At 59.8% G+C, this 15631-nt stretch carries 8 protein-coding genes and 2 pseudogenes; 9 read left to right on the forward strand and 1 reads right to left on the reverse strand.

What is annotated here, in order from left to right:
• The first annotated feature begins 125 nt into the window (after positions 1-125).
• From NKH89_RS31385 to NKH89_RS31425, 9 genes and pseudogenes are all read left to right on the forward strand, one after another.
• Positions 126-1370: a glycoside hydrolase 5 family protein gene (locus NKH89_RS31385; RefSeq protein WP_352484243.1), complete on the forward strand. Its 1245-nt coding sequence runs from the start codon at positions 126-128 to the stop codon at positions 1368-1370.
• Between the two features lie 150 nt (positions 1371-1520).
• Positions 1521-2480 (forward strand): glycosyltransferase family 2 protein, encoded by a 960-nt coding sequence (locus tag NKH89_RS31390; protein ID WP_352484242.1) that lies wholly within the window; start codon positions 1521-1523, stop codon positions 2478-2480.
• A gap of 58 nt (positions 2481-2538) precedes the next feature.
• Positions 2539-3591: a UDP-glucuronic acid decarboxylase family protein gene (locus tag NKH89_RS31395; RefSeq protein WP_352484241.1), complete on the forward strand. Its 1053-nt coding sequence runs from the start codon at positions 2539-2541 to the stop codon at positions 3589-3591.
• Positions 3592-3809: 218 nt separating this feature from the next.
• Positions 3810-4778: a UDP-glucose 4-epimerase GalE gene (galE, locus tag NKH89_RS31400; protein WP_352911197.1), complete on the forward strand. Its 969-nt coding sequence runs from the start codon at positions 3810-3812 to the stop codon at positions 4776-4778.
• A gap of 1112 nt (positions 4779-5890) precedes the next feature.
• Positions 5891-7447: a family 16 glycosylhydrolase gene (locus NKH89_RS31405; protein ID WP_352911143.1), complete on the forward strand. Its 1557-nt coding sequence runs from the start codon at positions 5891-5893 to the stop codon at positions 7445-7447.
• A gap of 701 nt (positions 7448-8148) precedes the next feature.
• On the forward strand, positions 8149-9063 hold the full coding sequence (locus NKH89_RS31410) for a metallophosphoesterase (protein ID WP_352484239.1): 915 nt from the start codon (positions 8149-8151) through the stop codon (positions 9061-9063).
• Between the two features lie 463 nt (positions 9064-9526).
• Positions 9527-11063: pseudogene (locus NKH89_RS31415) on the forward strand (phosphomannomutase/phosphoglucomutase).
• A 12-nt stretch (positions 11064-11075) separates the two neighbouring features.
• Positions 11076-13392, forward strand: a pseudogene (locus tag NKH89_RS31420) (AGE family epimerase/isomerase).
• Positions 13393-13449: 57 nt separating this feature from the next.
• A complete protein-coding gene (locus tag NKH89_RS31425; protein ID WP_352911147.1) occupies positions 13450-14037 on the forward strand; it encodes a GYD domain-containing protein in 588 nt (195 codons plus the stop codon).
• Here the strand turns inward: NKH89_RS31425 and ltrA are convergent.
• Positions 14021-15496 carry a group II intron reverse transcriptase/maturase gene (gene ltrA / locus NKH89_RS31430; RefSeq protein ID WP_352911200.1) on the reverse strand — a complete coding sequence of 492 codons (1476 nt, stop codon included), beginning with the start codon at positions 15494-15496 and terminating at the stop codon, positions 14021-14023. The two genes, NKH89_RS31425 and ltrA, sit on opposite strands and share 17 nt — an antisense overlap.
• Between the last annotated feature and the right edge of the window lie 135 nt (positions 15497-15631).

Below are 15631 nucleotides of genomic sequence, written 5' to 3' on the forward strand. Positions count from 1 at the left end.
GTACTCGAGCGACCGTAATCGGCCAAGCACCACTATGCCCCCGTTGACGCCGGGCTGTGCGAGGTCAGAGGGGGTAATCCCTAGGCGCCATTGCACTCGGCGCCCGGTGAGAGCCACATGGCGGGATGACAGTCGGCTGGCAACGGGCGAAATACGGGCTGCGCAATGCCGGATGGCGTGTGCTGGTCTTGGCGCTGTTATGTGTTCCGGCAGCCGTGAGCGCCGCGGACAGCTTGGCGCCAGCGTCCTTCATCAAGACTTCCGGCACGGAGTTTACAGTCGACGGCAGGCCATTTTTCTTGACCGGCGTGAACAGCTTCTATGTGACTTTCGCGTCGAAGGACGAGGTCATCCGCGTTCTCGATGACGCGGTGGCAATGGGAGCCAATGCGGTTCGCATCTTCCTCCAGCCAGTGATCGGGTCGCCCGATGGAAGCACTGCTACGATCTGGAACTGGCGGCTTGAGGCTGATGCCAGCGACGTCGCTGTGAGAGGAATGTACCTGCTCTCCTGGGACCCTCGTGAGAACAGGATGGCGATCAATGACGGCGTGAATGGCATGCAGAAGATTGATTTCCTCGTCGCCGAAGCCGGCAAGCGACACCTCAGGCTCGTCATCGCCTTCCTGGATTTCTGGGCCTATACGGGTGGCGCCCAGCAGATGCGGGCCTGGTATGGGAGCCAAGACGAGTCCAGGTTTTTCTTCGATGACCCGCGCACAAAGCGGGACTACAGGACCTGGGTCCGCCACGTCGTGCAGCGCGTCAACCTGCTCACCGGACTTGTCTACCGGGATGATCCAACCATCATGGCCTGGGAGCTGATGAACGAAGGCAATGCGCGCCCTGAGGCTTTGCGGCTGGCCTGGACTGCCGAAATGTCGGCCTACGTGAAGTCGCTCGATTCCAATCACCTTGTCAGCTCAGGGCACGCCAACGTTTCCGAGAAGCTGGCCGATTTGATGATCCCAACTCTCGATTTCGGGACCTGGCACGGCTACCCGCTCTACTACAACCTCACAGTCCAGGAATTTAACGACCTGATCACCGAGTTCTGCCAACTGGCGGCCCGCGCCAATAAGCCGGTCCTTCTGGAGGAATTCGGTTATGCCCGCTCCAATCGGGACTCCGCCGATGCTTACGCTACATGGCTCGATACGCTTACCCGCGATCCCAAGTGCTCTGGCTGGATTGTGTGGCAGCTGGCCTCACGGCAGGACAGCGGACGCTATCCCGTCGATGAACACGACCAGTTCGATATCCGCAACGACGGAAGCGTGATTTGGAAGATCTTCAAAGCCGCGACGGCCCGGGCAGCGCAGACCCGCGAAGCCCGCCGGGCCTCAGAAACCACCGGGGAGATCCCATGACCGAAGTGTCCATCGTGACCTGCGCAAGCACGCTCGACCGCTGGGACGAATTGAAGCGTCCGTCGGGTCTGGCCACACCCAAACGCGCGCCCCGCGCGATATCGTTGTAATGGCCGCAACTCGACAGGCACGCGAAAGGAATCAGCAGCCATGATCGATGCGTCGGTTGTCATCTGCGCCTACACACTCGATCGCTGGGACGATTTGAATGCGGCCATCGCGTCGGTGCGCAACCAGACCAGCCCCGCCCGCGAAATCATTCTCGTCGTCGACAACAATGAGGCTCTCTTGAAGCGAGCCCGGCGCGAGATCGAGGGTGTCGTCGTCACACCTAACAATAACGTGCGTGGACTGTGCGGCGGTCGCGTTACGGGTGCCGGATTGGCAACCGCACCGGTCGTGGCATTTCTCGACGACGATGCGATGGCCGATGAGCGCTGGCTGGAAGAGTTGCTGGTGCCCTACGCCGATCCGCGCGTGCTTGGCGTCGGCGGGCGCATTGAGCCTCTATGGCGCAAAGCTCGGCCCTGGTGGTTCCCGCCTGAATTCAACTGGATCATCGGCTGCAGCTATCGCGGAATGCGGGTACGAGACGGTGGCGAAGTGCGTAATGTGATAGGCGCGAACATGTCAGTCCGCGCCGACGTGCTGCATGGCTGCGGCGGGTTTGCCGGTCAAATGGGACGCATCGGCGGCGGTAGGGGCTCAGCCAATACATGCGACGACACCGAGTTTTGTATCCGTGCCACAAAAAAAATTGGAGGCGTATGGATATACAAACCCGAGGCCAGCGTTCGCCATGTGGTTACAGCGGAACGCACGACCTGGAAGTATTTCCTCCATCGGTGCCGCATGGAGGGGACCTCCAAAGCGGTACTCGCAGGCTTGGCGGGGACTAAGGACGGGCTGGATTCCGAGCGGCATTACATTCTTACTCTGGGGCGCTCCGTACTCGAATACGCAGCGGCTGGCAAAATCGGTCAGGCGTTCGCCATCTTTGTCGGATTGGCGACTACCTCAATTGCTTACACGCAGGCACGGGCACGGGCCGCCATCTCGCAGGATCCAACGATAGCCCCGGAACAGAAGGGCGTTACGTTCAGGACGTGAGTGGCGCAGCTACTGGCACAATGCAGCGTCAGCCTATTCATTTCGTAAGGAGATTGACATGTCACGGATTTATGAGAGTCGCAAACGCGTTTTGGTCACCGGGGGAGCCGGCTTTCTCGGCTCCCATCTAATAGATCGACTGCTCTCCGACGGTCATGAGGTTCTCTGCGTGGACAATCTCTTCACCGGAACCAAGCACAACATTGAACATCTACACGCAAACCCGCGCTTTGAATTTCTGCGCCACGATGTCACGTTTTCCTTATACGTCGAAGTCGACGAAATTTACAACTTGGCCTGCCCCGCATCGCCCATCCAATACCAGCACGATCCGGTGCAGACCACAAAAACGTCGGTGCAAGGCGCGATCAATATGTTGGGCCTCGCCAAGCGGCTCAAATGTCGAATTCTGCAGGCGTCGACAAGTGAGGTCTATGGCGACCCCGCGGTTCATCCTCAAACCGAAGATTATTGGGGCAATGTGAACCCCATTGGCCCTCGGTCCTGCTATGATGAGGGAAAGCGTTGCGCCGAAACGCTATTCTTCGATTATCATCGACAGTGCGGCCTTGAAATCAAGGTTGCGCGCATCTTCAACACATACGGCCCGCGGATGCATCGGGCTGACGGTCGCGTTGTTTCCAATTTCATTATTCAGGCACTCAGCGGCGAGCCGATTACGCTTTACGGTGACGGCAACCAGACTCGTTCATTCTGCTACGTTGATGACTTGATAGATGGTCTTGTACGCCTCATGGACAGTCGAGCCTCATTCACGGGGCCAGTCAATTTGGGAAATGATGGAGAATTCACCATTCGAGAGCTTGCGGAACTGGTGCTCGCTGAAACCGGCTCGTCGTCAAAACTCGTCAATTTGCCGTTACCCCGCGACGATCCAAGACAACGCCGACCCGATGTTTCTCTCGCCAAAGCCGAATTGGGCTGGCAACCGACCATGGGACTGAAAGACGGGCTGAAGCCAACCGTTGCATTTTTTCGCCGCGACCAGGCACGCCGATCATGCTCGCAGGAGGAGCCACAGCTGATCGCTTTCGAAGAGCGGAGACAACGGTTCCATTCCATTGCTGGCGACTTCCTCCCAGCTGGATAACCACTCGCACATCGCGAGCTTCGGCCATTCCGACTATCGACCGCATATTCCGGCGCCCGAAGCTGCTTCGCGACAGTCTATGCCTCTAAGTTTTGAACCGCTGAACCCATGTGAACTGTGCGCTCTCATTTCGCCCGATTAGAGCCAGCTATGGCGCCGAACAGCTAAGGATGAGCTTCTTTTCGCGCAGTGTTGAGCTTGAGGTGATATAGACCGTGATGAAGATTCTGGTAACGGGCGGCGCTGGTTATATTGGCAGCCAAACCTGCAAAGTATTGGCGCTCCATGGATTCGAGCCGGTTGTCTACGACAATCTTTCGCGTGGCAACCACTGGGCCGCGAGATTCGGCCCGTTCGAATTGGGCGACGTCGGTGATCGCGCTCGGGTGCGTTCGGTACTCGAAAAACACCGTCCGTCAGCTCTGATGCATTTTGCCGCTTATGCTTACGTCGGGGAATCGGTCGTAAATCCTCTGCTTTATTATCGCAACAATATCGGCGAAACCATCTCCCTGCTTGAAACCTTGATCAGCTTCAAGCAAATGCCGGTGGTGTTCTCGTCAAGCTGCGCGACCTATGGCGTGCCTGATTGGCTTCCGATTTCGGAGGATCATCCACAACGACCGATCAATCCTTACGGCTACTCGAAGCTTGTTGTTGAGCAGATGCTCAGGGATCTCGACGCGGCTCACAACCTTCGTTCGGTCTCGCTCCGTTACTTCAATGCTGGGGGTGCTGACCCCGAAGCAGAAATCGGCGAAGCTCACGAGCCAGAAACCCATTTAATCCCGCTTGTCCTCGCCGCCGCCCGTGACGCCACAGCGATCAAGGTGTTCGGGAACGATTACGACACGGCGGATGGAACTTGTATCCGCGACTACGTCCATGTGCTTGATATCGCTGATGCTCATGTGAGGGCACTCAGGTATCTTATCGACGGCGGGGCCACCTGCGCGGTCAATTTGGCTAATGACCGGGGTTACTCGGTATTGGAAGTAGTGGCCACGGCTGAGCGCGTTACGGGCAAATCAATCCGAATCGAGCTGGCGCCGAGACGGCTTGGCGATCCGGCGGTTTTGATTGGTGCTCTCCAAAGAGCACGAACCCTGCTCGGCTGGAAACCAAAGCGATCTGACCTGGAAATTCAGATCCGCGACGCATGGAAATGGATGACGCGAAAATCGTGAGCGCTTGATTCAGCGGCAGCGAATCGATTGCGGCACCAAATTAGCCTGGACGAAGTTCGAAGGTGCTTGGAACAGGCGCCCGGCTCGAGCCGTTGTGGTAAGCCGACGCCGCCCTCCTGGTTTCCCGGCGAGTTCCACTGGGTCGTGGGTTGCACGCACGCCGGCGTGCACGTGCGGGACGCGCATCCGCAACTCAATCGGGGCGAACATGTCGGTACCCGCCGACGGGCTGCGGCGCACCGGTGGCTTTGCGCCGGATCTCGGGTGCCGCAAGCTCGGATTCGTCAGCGGCCGAGCACGGATCGGCGGCAAGGCTGAGAGCTGCAAGGAAACGGAATTCTGCATCCGGGCGCCGGGCTATTGCGATATGGAAAGTCTCCGAGATGGCCTTGTTTGACCGGCGGCTCCAGCTCCATGGGCTCGTCCGCCATGCAGCTCGGAAGACACCCCGGCCTTCCGCCTCGACCTCATATGCGAACGACCCGCTCGGGCCCCCGAACCAGCGCAACATTTCAGCCGACGGACACGGTTTTCGCAGGACGTCGGGAAGGCTGTTTCGTCGCGGCTGTTCGACGCACCGAATATATTAGAAGGTGTTAATAAGTTTTCGCCCAGCCTCATTCTCGCCGCAAACGGTAGTAGGCTTGCGTACATCGTCCACGAATGATCCATTCATGTGGGTACAAGTCGGCGTGTGGATAAGCAATGAAGCGGAAACGCCTGCGTTTTACTTAGGGCGCGGGTGAAATGACAACAAAAAGACGCAATGAACTAAGGATCAACCATTGTTTTTACTAAACGGCAGGCTTGGTGGCGCATGCGCCGGAAGAGCTGCGCTCGACTTCAGTCCGGCTGCGGCTCGAACCATTGAAGACCTTGCGTGCGTCGGCAGCGACACCGTTCAAGGAATGGCCTGATGAGTATTCCCGTCGACAAAACTCTCCTTCGATGGCGAGTTCAACGTTAAGCTCGCTCGAAAAGGCGAGGACCTCCAAAGCTCCGCTACTTTGAAATCCGTTCGCAGTGCTCAACTGCGAGCATGCGATATGTCGCGCGCCTGGCGATGCGCGACAGTGGAATTCCCTGTTTTCAACGCCAAAAAGGATCACTGAATGGCTCTTTCCGCACCCGCAGGCTTTGCCTCTAGCGACCTCGTTTTCGAGGAAAACTTCTCCGGTACGGCACTGGACAGCGACTGGCATCCCTACCTCACCAGCAATGCCGCCAACGGCTGGCCATGGAACAGCAATGGATCGGGCGGAAGTGGGATGGGCAACCAGTTTAATGCCGAATACGATATGCCGAGCCAGGTGTCCGTGAGCAATGGGCAATTGGGTCTCACGGCGACCCAGCAACCCGTCAACGGCGTGGCTCAGGGGTCGGCACAGACATTCCCTGTCACGTCTGGCGCCGTCAGCAGCTATGGCAACTTCGAATTCGATGGCGGCTATCTTCAGATCAGCATGAAGGCGCCGAGCGGCGACGGCGCATGGCCAGGCCTCTGGCTGATGCCCGGCCAAGGCGCAGGCAGCAGCGGCGACAATTTTGAGATCGATATGCAGGAGGGTGGATTCACCGGTTCGGGACCGGCAAACCAGGCGTTCTCCTACCACCTCCACGGGCAGTCAGGGGTGGTCGGTGGCGTCGTCGACAGCGGCGTCGACCTCACGGCCGGCTTTCACACGTACGGCATAAACTGGGATCCCGGTCAATCGATCACCTGGTATCTCGACGGGAAACAGATGGCGCAAGTGACCAGCGCACAGGCCCCCATCCCGACTGAACCGATGGAATTGATCATGAGCAATGCGGTCGGGAATTCCAACGCGGCCGGATGGCATACGGCTCTCGATAGCTCGACCCCTTCGTCGATGCAGATGCAGGTCGATGGGGTTCAGCTCTATCAGAAGGCGGGCAGCGGGGACACCGTCACGGGTGCGAACGTCACTCCCCCAACCACTGGCTCGATCGGGACCGAGACTGGGTCTGGGACCGGGACTGCCCCTCCGTCCGGCGACACCAGCGATGGCACCTTGTACGGCACCAGCGGCGCCGATGTATTGCATGGAACCAGCGGCCACACGATGATCGGCTATGGCGGCAACGACACTTACTATGTCGACAATGCCAACGAGAAGGCAGTTGAGGCAGTGGGCGGCGGCAACGACAGTGTGATCGCCTCGGTGAGCTATGCGCTTTCGGCCGGCTCGGAGATCGAGCATCTCGCCACCAACAACCCGTCCGGCACGAAGGCGATGAGCTTCACCGGCAACGAGTTCGCCCAGACTATCGAGGGCAATGCCGGCAACAATGTCATCAACGGCGGGCTCGGCGCCGACGTCTTGACCGGTTACGGAGGCCACGATGCCTTCTCGTTCAATACTGCTCTTGGAGCCGGCAATGTCGATAAGATCACCGACTTCAAGCGCTCCCAGGACACGTTCCATCTCAGCGATACCGTTTTTGCCGGGCTTCAGCCGGGAGGGCTTCCATCCGCAGCTTTCTTTGCTGGTACAGCCGCGCATGACAGCTCCGATCATATCATCTACGACAGTGCAACCGGGGCGCTCTCTTTCGACAGCGACGGGGCCGGCGGCGCATCTCAAACACAGTTCGCCACCCTTTCCCCACATCTCTCGCTCACCGCAGCCTCATTCTATGTGACCTGAAGGACCTACGCGGGGAAATAACATCCCGCGAGGGGCTGCCGTGGCCAAACAAGGACTGGATAAACAGCACCTCAAAGACATGATCCCGAACCGAAGGTCAGCGTAGCAAAAAGCGGGAGCCCGGTTTTCGGAGAAGATCATGCTCTAACAAAGAGATGGAGTTCCATCCCGATGGCATCGGGATGGAAGGCTCTAGTTGTGAGCTTTCTGTAGGCTGTCCATTCGGACCGAACCGAGGAGACTGGAGTTACCAAGCTTCAGCACTCACCGGAGGGTCCGAATGTACATCCACAAGAATGCCTGTCTGACGCCGTGGCGGGGAGAGGAACTGGTCTTTCGGTCATCGAGGGACGTCTCTCCCAAGCCTTGCGGCGCGGTCTATGGTGTGAGCGCAGTCGATGCGCGACCGACGAAAGGTATCAAGTGAGCGATGCCGAGATGGAGGCGTTCGACGATCTAAAGGCGACCCATTCCATCCGGAATGGTGCTACACCATCCCTCCGAGATCAGTCGCAAATCGGAGCGGTTGACGGATGTCCGAGCTCCCTCCCCTGCGCAATAAACACCAATGCTTGCAGGTGATGCCGATTTGGGAAACTATTGACCCCGCGAGGCCTCTCACCCGGTTGATTTGATTCAGGCTGCCGCAGCTGAATTCGTGGCGATCCCTAAAACCGACCTCGTTCTGCTGGGAAATACAAGTGCTGACGTCGCGGCGGTCATTCCTGAAGCTCTTTGGCGCCGTGTCGCTCGCGGCATTCGGTCTGGCGAGTTATGCCCTCGCGATTGAACCTCGGTTTCGACTGCGTGTCACTCGCTACAAGGTCCTACCGCCGCGCTGGCCGACGACTGCCAAGCCCCTGCGCATCGTCGTGATCGCTGACATCCACGCCTGCGAGCCTTGGATGCCGGTTTCCAGGATCGACGAGATCGTCGCTGTTGCGAATAGCCTGCAGCCCGATATCATCCTTCTCCTTGGCGACTATGTGATGGGCGTGCTGCCGCGCTATGCCACCGGGATCGTGCCCGACACTGTTTGGGGCAGTTCACTTTCAAAACTTTCCGCGCCCCTCGGCTGCCACGCCATTCTCGGCAACCACGACTGGTGGCACGGTGTCGATAGCGTCCGCGCAGCCCTCGTCGACAATGGCATTCCGGTCCTCGAGAACACCGCCACGCTTATCCGGCAGCAGGATGGCCCAGCATTCTGGCTCGCGGGTCTTGGCGATCAGTGGGCCATGCAGTTTTCTCGAGGCGTGTACAAGGGCGTCGACGATCTGCCTGGAACAATGGCCGCAATACCCGACGACGGCAATCCGATATTGCTCCTTGCGCATGAACCGGACATCTTCATTACTGTCCCTGACCGTGTCAGCCTGACGTTATGCGGCCATACACATGGCGGACAAGTGCGCTTGCCATTCATCGGCCCCCCCATCATCAATTCAGCCTACGGACAGCGCTTCGCCTATGGGCATATCGTCGAGGGTGGGCGGCACATGATCGTATCCGGGGGTCTGGGCGTATCGTGGCTGCCGGTGCGCTTCGGCGTGTCGCCGGAGATCATGGTCGTCGATATTGGCCCCAAAACGTCCTCTCGTCCTGTCGACGAATGACATCTGCTGTCCCCAGAGAGACCTGCCGTCCGCGGACCGTTCCGCATGAGGGTATTGATGGTCGTGTACATGCGGTCGGGGTTTCGCCGTGTTCCCATCGCCTCCCAGACCAACGCGGCGCAGTCCATCATCCTTTCCCCGGACAGACGGAGTTCCGCTGATCCCTTTCGATTTCCACTTGAATGCCATTGAGAAGGCGAGCCAGGCGTCCGAAACGCCTTTCGTCGACATTCTCGCGGAACGGGAACTTGAATGCGGTCAGCGGCATCTGGCAGCCCCCCTTGTCGTCAGCGCCTGAGCTGGAAGCACCTCCAGAATACAAAACCCACGCTTGGGCGAGAGATCCTTTCGGCCATCGGCAGGCACGGTCCTATTGAATGAGGGGGGCGAACCAGGGCGTTGGGGCTACCCCGATTCCCGAAGGGGCCTGCGCCCGGCAGCGTGCTAGGATTGTTGCCCGCAATTGCGGAGCAGAAACCGTGACCCTGAACATGTCGGCCAAGCCAGACCAAACACTTTTGAATTCGAAACCTCGGCGCTCGTCAAGCCGTCCGGGTTTCGCGAATATGATGCACGCTGGTGGTTTGGCCATCCCGGTTCGAACGAGCCGCCGGAGCTCAATCTGATCGGCGTCCAGGCGCTCGGCATGGGGCTCGGCACGCTGATCCGCCGTCTGGGTGCCGGACCCGACATAGTCACTGGTCACGATTTCCGCTCTTATTCGCTTGCCATCAAGCTGGCGCTGGTTTTCCGGGCTGATGGCCGCCGGCGCGCGGGTCAAGGATGTCGGGCTGGCCTTGTCGCCGATGGCCTATTTCGCCCAGTTCGCGCTCGACACGCCGTCCGTCGCCATGGTCACCGCCTCGCATAACGAGAATGGCTGGACCGGCGTCAAGATGGGCGCGGCGCGCCCGCTGACTTTTGGTACGGAGGAGATGAGCGCGCTGAAGGCGATCGTGCTCTCAGGCGATTTCGACCTTGTCGGTGGCGGCTCCTATGACTTCGTTGCGGATTTCCGCAAAACCTACCTCGACGATCTGACAGCGGGAAAGCGTATCTCGAGGAAGCTCAAGGTGGTGGCCGCCTGCGGCAACGGCACCCCCGGGGCTTTCGCTCCCGAGGCACTGGAAAGGATCGGCTGCGAGGTGATTCCGCTCGACGTCGCGCTCGATCATACGTTTCCCAATTACAATCCCAACCCCGAAGACATGAAGATGCTGCACGCCATTCGCGACAAGGTGCTGGAAACCGGCGCCGATGTCGGGCTCGGCTTCGACGGCGACGGCGACCGCTGCGGCGTGGTCGACAATGAAGGCAACGAGATCTTCGCCGACAAGGTCGGCGTCATGCTCGCGCGCGACATCTCACACCTCTCTCCCGGCTCGACTTTCGTCGTCGACGTCAAGTCGACCGGCTTGTTCATGACCGACAAGGTGTTGCGGGAAAATGGCGCGGTCACCGACTATTGGAAAACCGGTCATTCCTATATCAAACGGCGCGTCGCCGAACTCGGCGCTGTCGCCGGTTTTGAGAAATCGGGCCACTTCTTCTTCAATCCGCCGATCGGCCGCGGCTATGACGATGGCCTGGTCACGGCCAGTGCTATATGCCAGATGCTGGATCGCAGCCCGCAAAGCAGCATGGCCGATCTCTACCGCGATCTGCCGCTGACCTTCGGCACGCCGACTATGTCGCCACATTGCGCCGACGAGGTGAAATACGGCGTGGTCGCGAAAGTTGTCGGGGAATTCACGAAAATGAAGGCGGACGGGATCGAATTCGCCGGCCAGCCGCTGGCCAATCTCGTCACCGTGAATGGGGTGCGTGTCGTTGCCCAAGACGGCACCTGGGGTCTGGTCAGGGCCTCGTCGAACAAGGCGGAAATTGTTGTCGTCGTGGAAAGCCCTGTCTCGCCGGAACGACGTCGCGAGATGTTCGAGGCTGTCGATGCCGTGCTGCGCCGCAATCCAGAGGTCGGAGCCTACAACCGGACATTTTGAGAGGACTGGGCCATGCGGGAGCGGATCGTCAGTTTTGTGATGAGCGGGGGCGTCGGGTCACGGCTGTGGCCGCTGTCGCGCGAAGACAATCCTAAGCAATTCCACGACCTTTCGGGCGACGGCTCCATGCTTGCGAAGACTGTCCGACGCCTCAAGGCGCGGTCGGACGGCGAGACGCCGATCTATCTCCTAGCCTCCGAACGGCATGCCGACCGCGTTATCTCGGACATCGGTCCGCTCGGCCTGAACGGCGGCAGCCCGATTTTCGAGCCCGTCGGCCGCAATACCGCCGCTGCGGTGGCCACAGCCACCTTACATACGATCTCCGAATATGGCGGCGAGGCGTTTGCGCTCGTGGTCCCTTCCGACCATCAGATATCCACCGAAACGCAATTCTGGGAAACCGTCGAGGCGGGCATGCCTGCCGCCGATTCAGGCAGCATTGTCGTATTCGGCATCAAGCCGACGCATCCCGAAACCGGCTACGGTTACATCGAGGTTGGGGCAACTGGTGACGGAGTGGCCGCCGTTTTGCACTTTGTCGAAAAGCCCAATGCCGAGACGGCCCGCAAATATGTGGCTTCGGGAAGATTCTACTGGAACGCCGGCATCTTCCTGTTTCGTGCCGACACGATGCGGAAGGCATTTCTCGAGTTCCGGCCAGACATCTGGGACACCGCGGAACGGGCCTATAAGGCTGCACGGACCGACGTCTTGGGCATCTACCTGCCCCTGGGCTTCTATTCGGCTGTCCCGTCGACGTCGATCGACTACGCAGTCATGGAGCATGCACGCGGTATCGCCATGGTTACGGCTTCCTTCCGCTGGAACGACCTTGGATCGTGGCAATCGCTGCTCGAAGCCAGCCCGACGGACCGCGACGGCAATGTCGTAATGGGCGACGTTGTCGCCATGGATTGCGGCAACTCCTATCTCAGAAGCCAGGGCAGACTGCTGACAGTCATTGGAATGCAGCATGTGGCGGTGGTGACGACACCGGACGCGGTATTCGTCGCTCCTGTCAGCCACAGCCAGAACGTGAAGAAAGTCGTCGAACAACTCGAGAAGAGCGGACGCCTTGAAACGAAGTTCACGGGGTCGGACGACCGGGTCATCATCAGGGTGATGGCGCAAGCGGGTCGAGCACTGGCTCTTCAACGAAACCCTGCCGCTGTGGTCCACTGCAGGTGTCGACCATGCGTATGGCGGCTTCCACGAGGCGCTCGGTTTCGATGCAAGGCCGTTGGGCAAACCCAAGCGCATGCGGACAATGGCTCGCCAGATTTACGCCTTCGCGGTGGCCAAAGAACGCGGCTGGGCTGGACCGGCCGACAAGCTCATCGACCACGGCATCGAGTTCATCGCCAGACACGGCCGCACCGATCCCGGTGGCTGGGTGCGCACCCTCAATTGCGACGGCAGCGTGGCTGACCCGACGGAGGACGCCTACGACCATTCCTGCGTGCTCCTGGCGCTTGCCCATGCTCACCGATGCGGCCATCAGGATGCCATGCAGCTGGCACAAGAGACGTTCCATTTCATCGACACCCATCTCGAGGACGTCAGCCTGAACGGCTTCCTCGAGACCCCCGGCTGGAAGGGGGTGCGGTTCTCGAACCCGCACATGCACATGCTGGAATCCTTCCTTGCCTGGCATGGCGTCACCGGCGAGCGTGCATATCTCCGTCGGGCGGCACGCGTCGTCGATCTCTTCCGGTGCCATTTCTTCGACCAGGAGAGCTGGACGCTTGGGGAACATTTCGACGTCGATTGGCTACCGTTGCCGGGAGACGAGGGACAGTGGACCGAACCAGGGCACCATTTCGAATGGGCTTCGCTCCTCGTCGAGTTCGCGCGGGCAAGCGGGCAGAAAGACTTGGCAGCCTACGCCAGGAAGCTCTATTCGTCGGCGATCGCCAGCGGATTGAACCGGGCCACGGGCCTGGCTTATGCAGCCGTGTCGCGGCAGGGAATTCCCTTCGACCGGCTCTCCCGCAGCTGGCCGCAATGCGAAGCCGTCAAGGCCGCCGTCGCCCTGGACGGCATCGGCGGGCCTGATCTGAAACCTGAGATCGAAGCTCGTGTCGCCCGCCTCTTCAAATGGCATATCGATCCCGCACCGCTTGGGTTGTGGATCGACAGGATTGACGAGCGCGGAAGGTCACTGGCAACGGAGGTCCCCGCGAGCATTTTCTACCACCTCGTGACGGCCTTGATGCAGTATTTGGACAAGACCGGAGGGCAGGTCGAACCTTTCCCGCTGCCAGCTTTGGATACGAGCAAGAGCGATTGCGATGCAGGGTTACGGCTGACCCAACTGTCCGCGTAGCTCCGTGTTGGTCAAACGATCAATAACGAAACTAGTACAAGATAGGGAGGAATACCCATGAAAGTGACAATCCTGGGAAACTATCCGCCCCACGCCTATAAGGGATTGATACAAGGCTCAGACCGAGAAGCTGCAATCAAGGCGATTTTGGAAAGCGTTGGTGGCAAGGTGTCCGGTATGATGTTTACTCGCGGCGCCTATGATATTGTCGTCAATGCTGAGGTTCCGGACCAGGCCGATGGGATGGACCTAGCACTGGCGGTGCGGGCAAGCGGCTGGGTAAACGACCTCGTTGTCCTCGAAGAACTCGACATGAAGGCGGTGCTCGCAGCTGCCAAAAGGCTGCCGGCGTTTACAAGCTCGCCGGCTGATGGGACTGGCTGTACATTGAAGGCAGCAGGGTTCCGATTGAACGCGCCGTGCTGCCAAGTCTCAAGGAAAGACAAGGCGGAGTCTCGGAAAGCCGAAGCAGGCGCCGCATTGGTTCTGCTTCGATACCGCGCCGACAGCGAACGCGCCCGGCTCAGGGGGTCAGAATCGGAGGTCATGCCGAGTATCGCGGTAGGGACGCCCATTACTGGGCGCCCCCCGCTCAGATCCGAGCGAGCCCGATTCGAGCACTCGGCTCCTACCTTGGGTGGCTGACGGCGAAGCGCGCATTGGGCCACGGGTGAAGGATGCGTGGTTTGGGGAGCCAGTCGTCGGTCAGCTTCGTCATGCGGGCCCAGGTGAAGCCGTCTCGTTGGCTGCGCCGCCGAAGCGTCCGCCGCCAGAGATCGGTCACATGGTGCCGGAACGCCGCGAGCGCCCCGCCATTCGTCGGGACCGCATAATAGGCGAAATGACCTGTCACGACCTGCCTCAGCCACTTCCCCTGTTCGGGGATGGGCCAATGCATCCGACGCCGCAGCTCCGCCTTGATGTCCTTGAGCTTCACCCGCATGCGGTCGCCTCGGGTCTTCCGCTTAAGCAGGAAGCGCCCCTTTCGCGATTTACCGCAGATGAAGGTAAAGCCCAGGAATGCGAAGGTCTCCGATTTGCCAAGCCCGCGCTGCTTGCGGTCGACCGCCGCGAAGCGGCCGAACTCAATCAGGCGGGTCTTTTCCGGATGCAGCGACAGCATGAACTCCTCAAGCCTCGCGCGCATCGCATCGAGGAAACGACGGGCGTCGCCCTCGCGCTCGAAGCCGACGATTACATCATCGGCATAGCGCACGATGATCATGTCGCCGGTGGCCTCGCGCCGTCGCCAGCGGTTGACCCACAGGTCGAAGACATAGTGCAGGTAAATATTGGCCAGAAGCGGCGAAATCACCGAGCCTTGACCCGTGCCCCTGTCATCTACCGTCACGATCCCGTCTTCGAGAATGCCCGCCTTCAGCCATTTCCGGATCAGGCGGATGATGCGCTTGTCGCCGATCCTGTGTTCCACGAAGCGAACGAGCCAATCCTGGCTGACGCTCCCGAAAAAGTTCTGGATATCGGCGTCTACAATCCAGTTCACCCTCCGCGTGTTGATCGCTACGCACAGTGCATCCAATGCATCGTGCGACCCTCTACCGGGCCGAAACCCGTATGAGAAGCCGCAGAAGTCGCCTTCATAGATGGCATTGAGCACCATGACGGTTGCCCCTTGGACGATTTTGTCTTCCAGAGCGGCAATCGCCAGCGGCCGCTGCTTTCCATCTGCCTTCGGTATAAACGTCCGGCGAGACGGTTGCGGGCGGTACGCTCCCCGATGAACCCGTTCGTGCAGGTCCCTGAGCCGAGGCTCAAGGTCTGTCTCGTAATCCTGCCACGTCATGCCATCCACCCCGGGAGCGGCCTTGCGCTTGAGCACGTAGAACGCCGTCCGCAGTGTATCGACATTGATGTGGTGGAAGAGCGCGGTGAACTTCTCCTTCTTCCTCAGCCTTGCGGCTTGCCGTACGCGATCCAGCGACTGGGACATGCGAGCCCGGCTCTGTGTCCGGTGCATGTGTTGCTGTTCCGCGTTCCCCTTGGTCCCCGGCCTTGGCTCCACCAGCTCCGCCGCCGGTTGTCCGGCTTTGTTCGTCGGCTTCGCAGCTACTATGCCGGAGTCAGACTTCTCTGGATCGTGCATCAACGGCTACGGCTCCTCGCCTTCCCGTTGCGGACCATCCCCCCGTACTCCTGGGGCGTATGGCCAATCCAGAGATCTCCCGGTTCCCGCACAAGGAGCTTCCGCACATGCCAGGGTCTCAGACCACGCCGGATC

Origin of the sequence: Mesorhizobium sp. M0923 (assembly GCF_040319365.1) — a bacterium.
Taxonomy (GTDB): Bacteria; Pseudomonadota; Alphaproteobacteria; order Rhizobiales; family Rhizobiaceae; genus Mesorhizobium.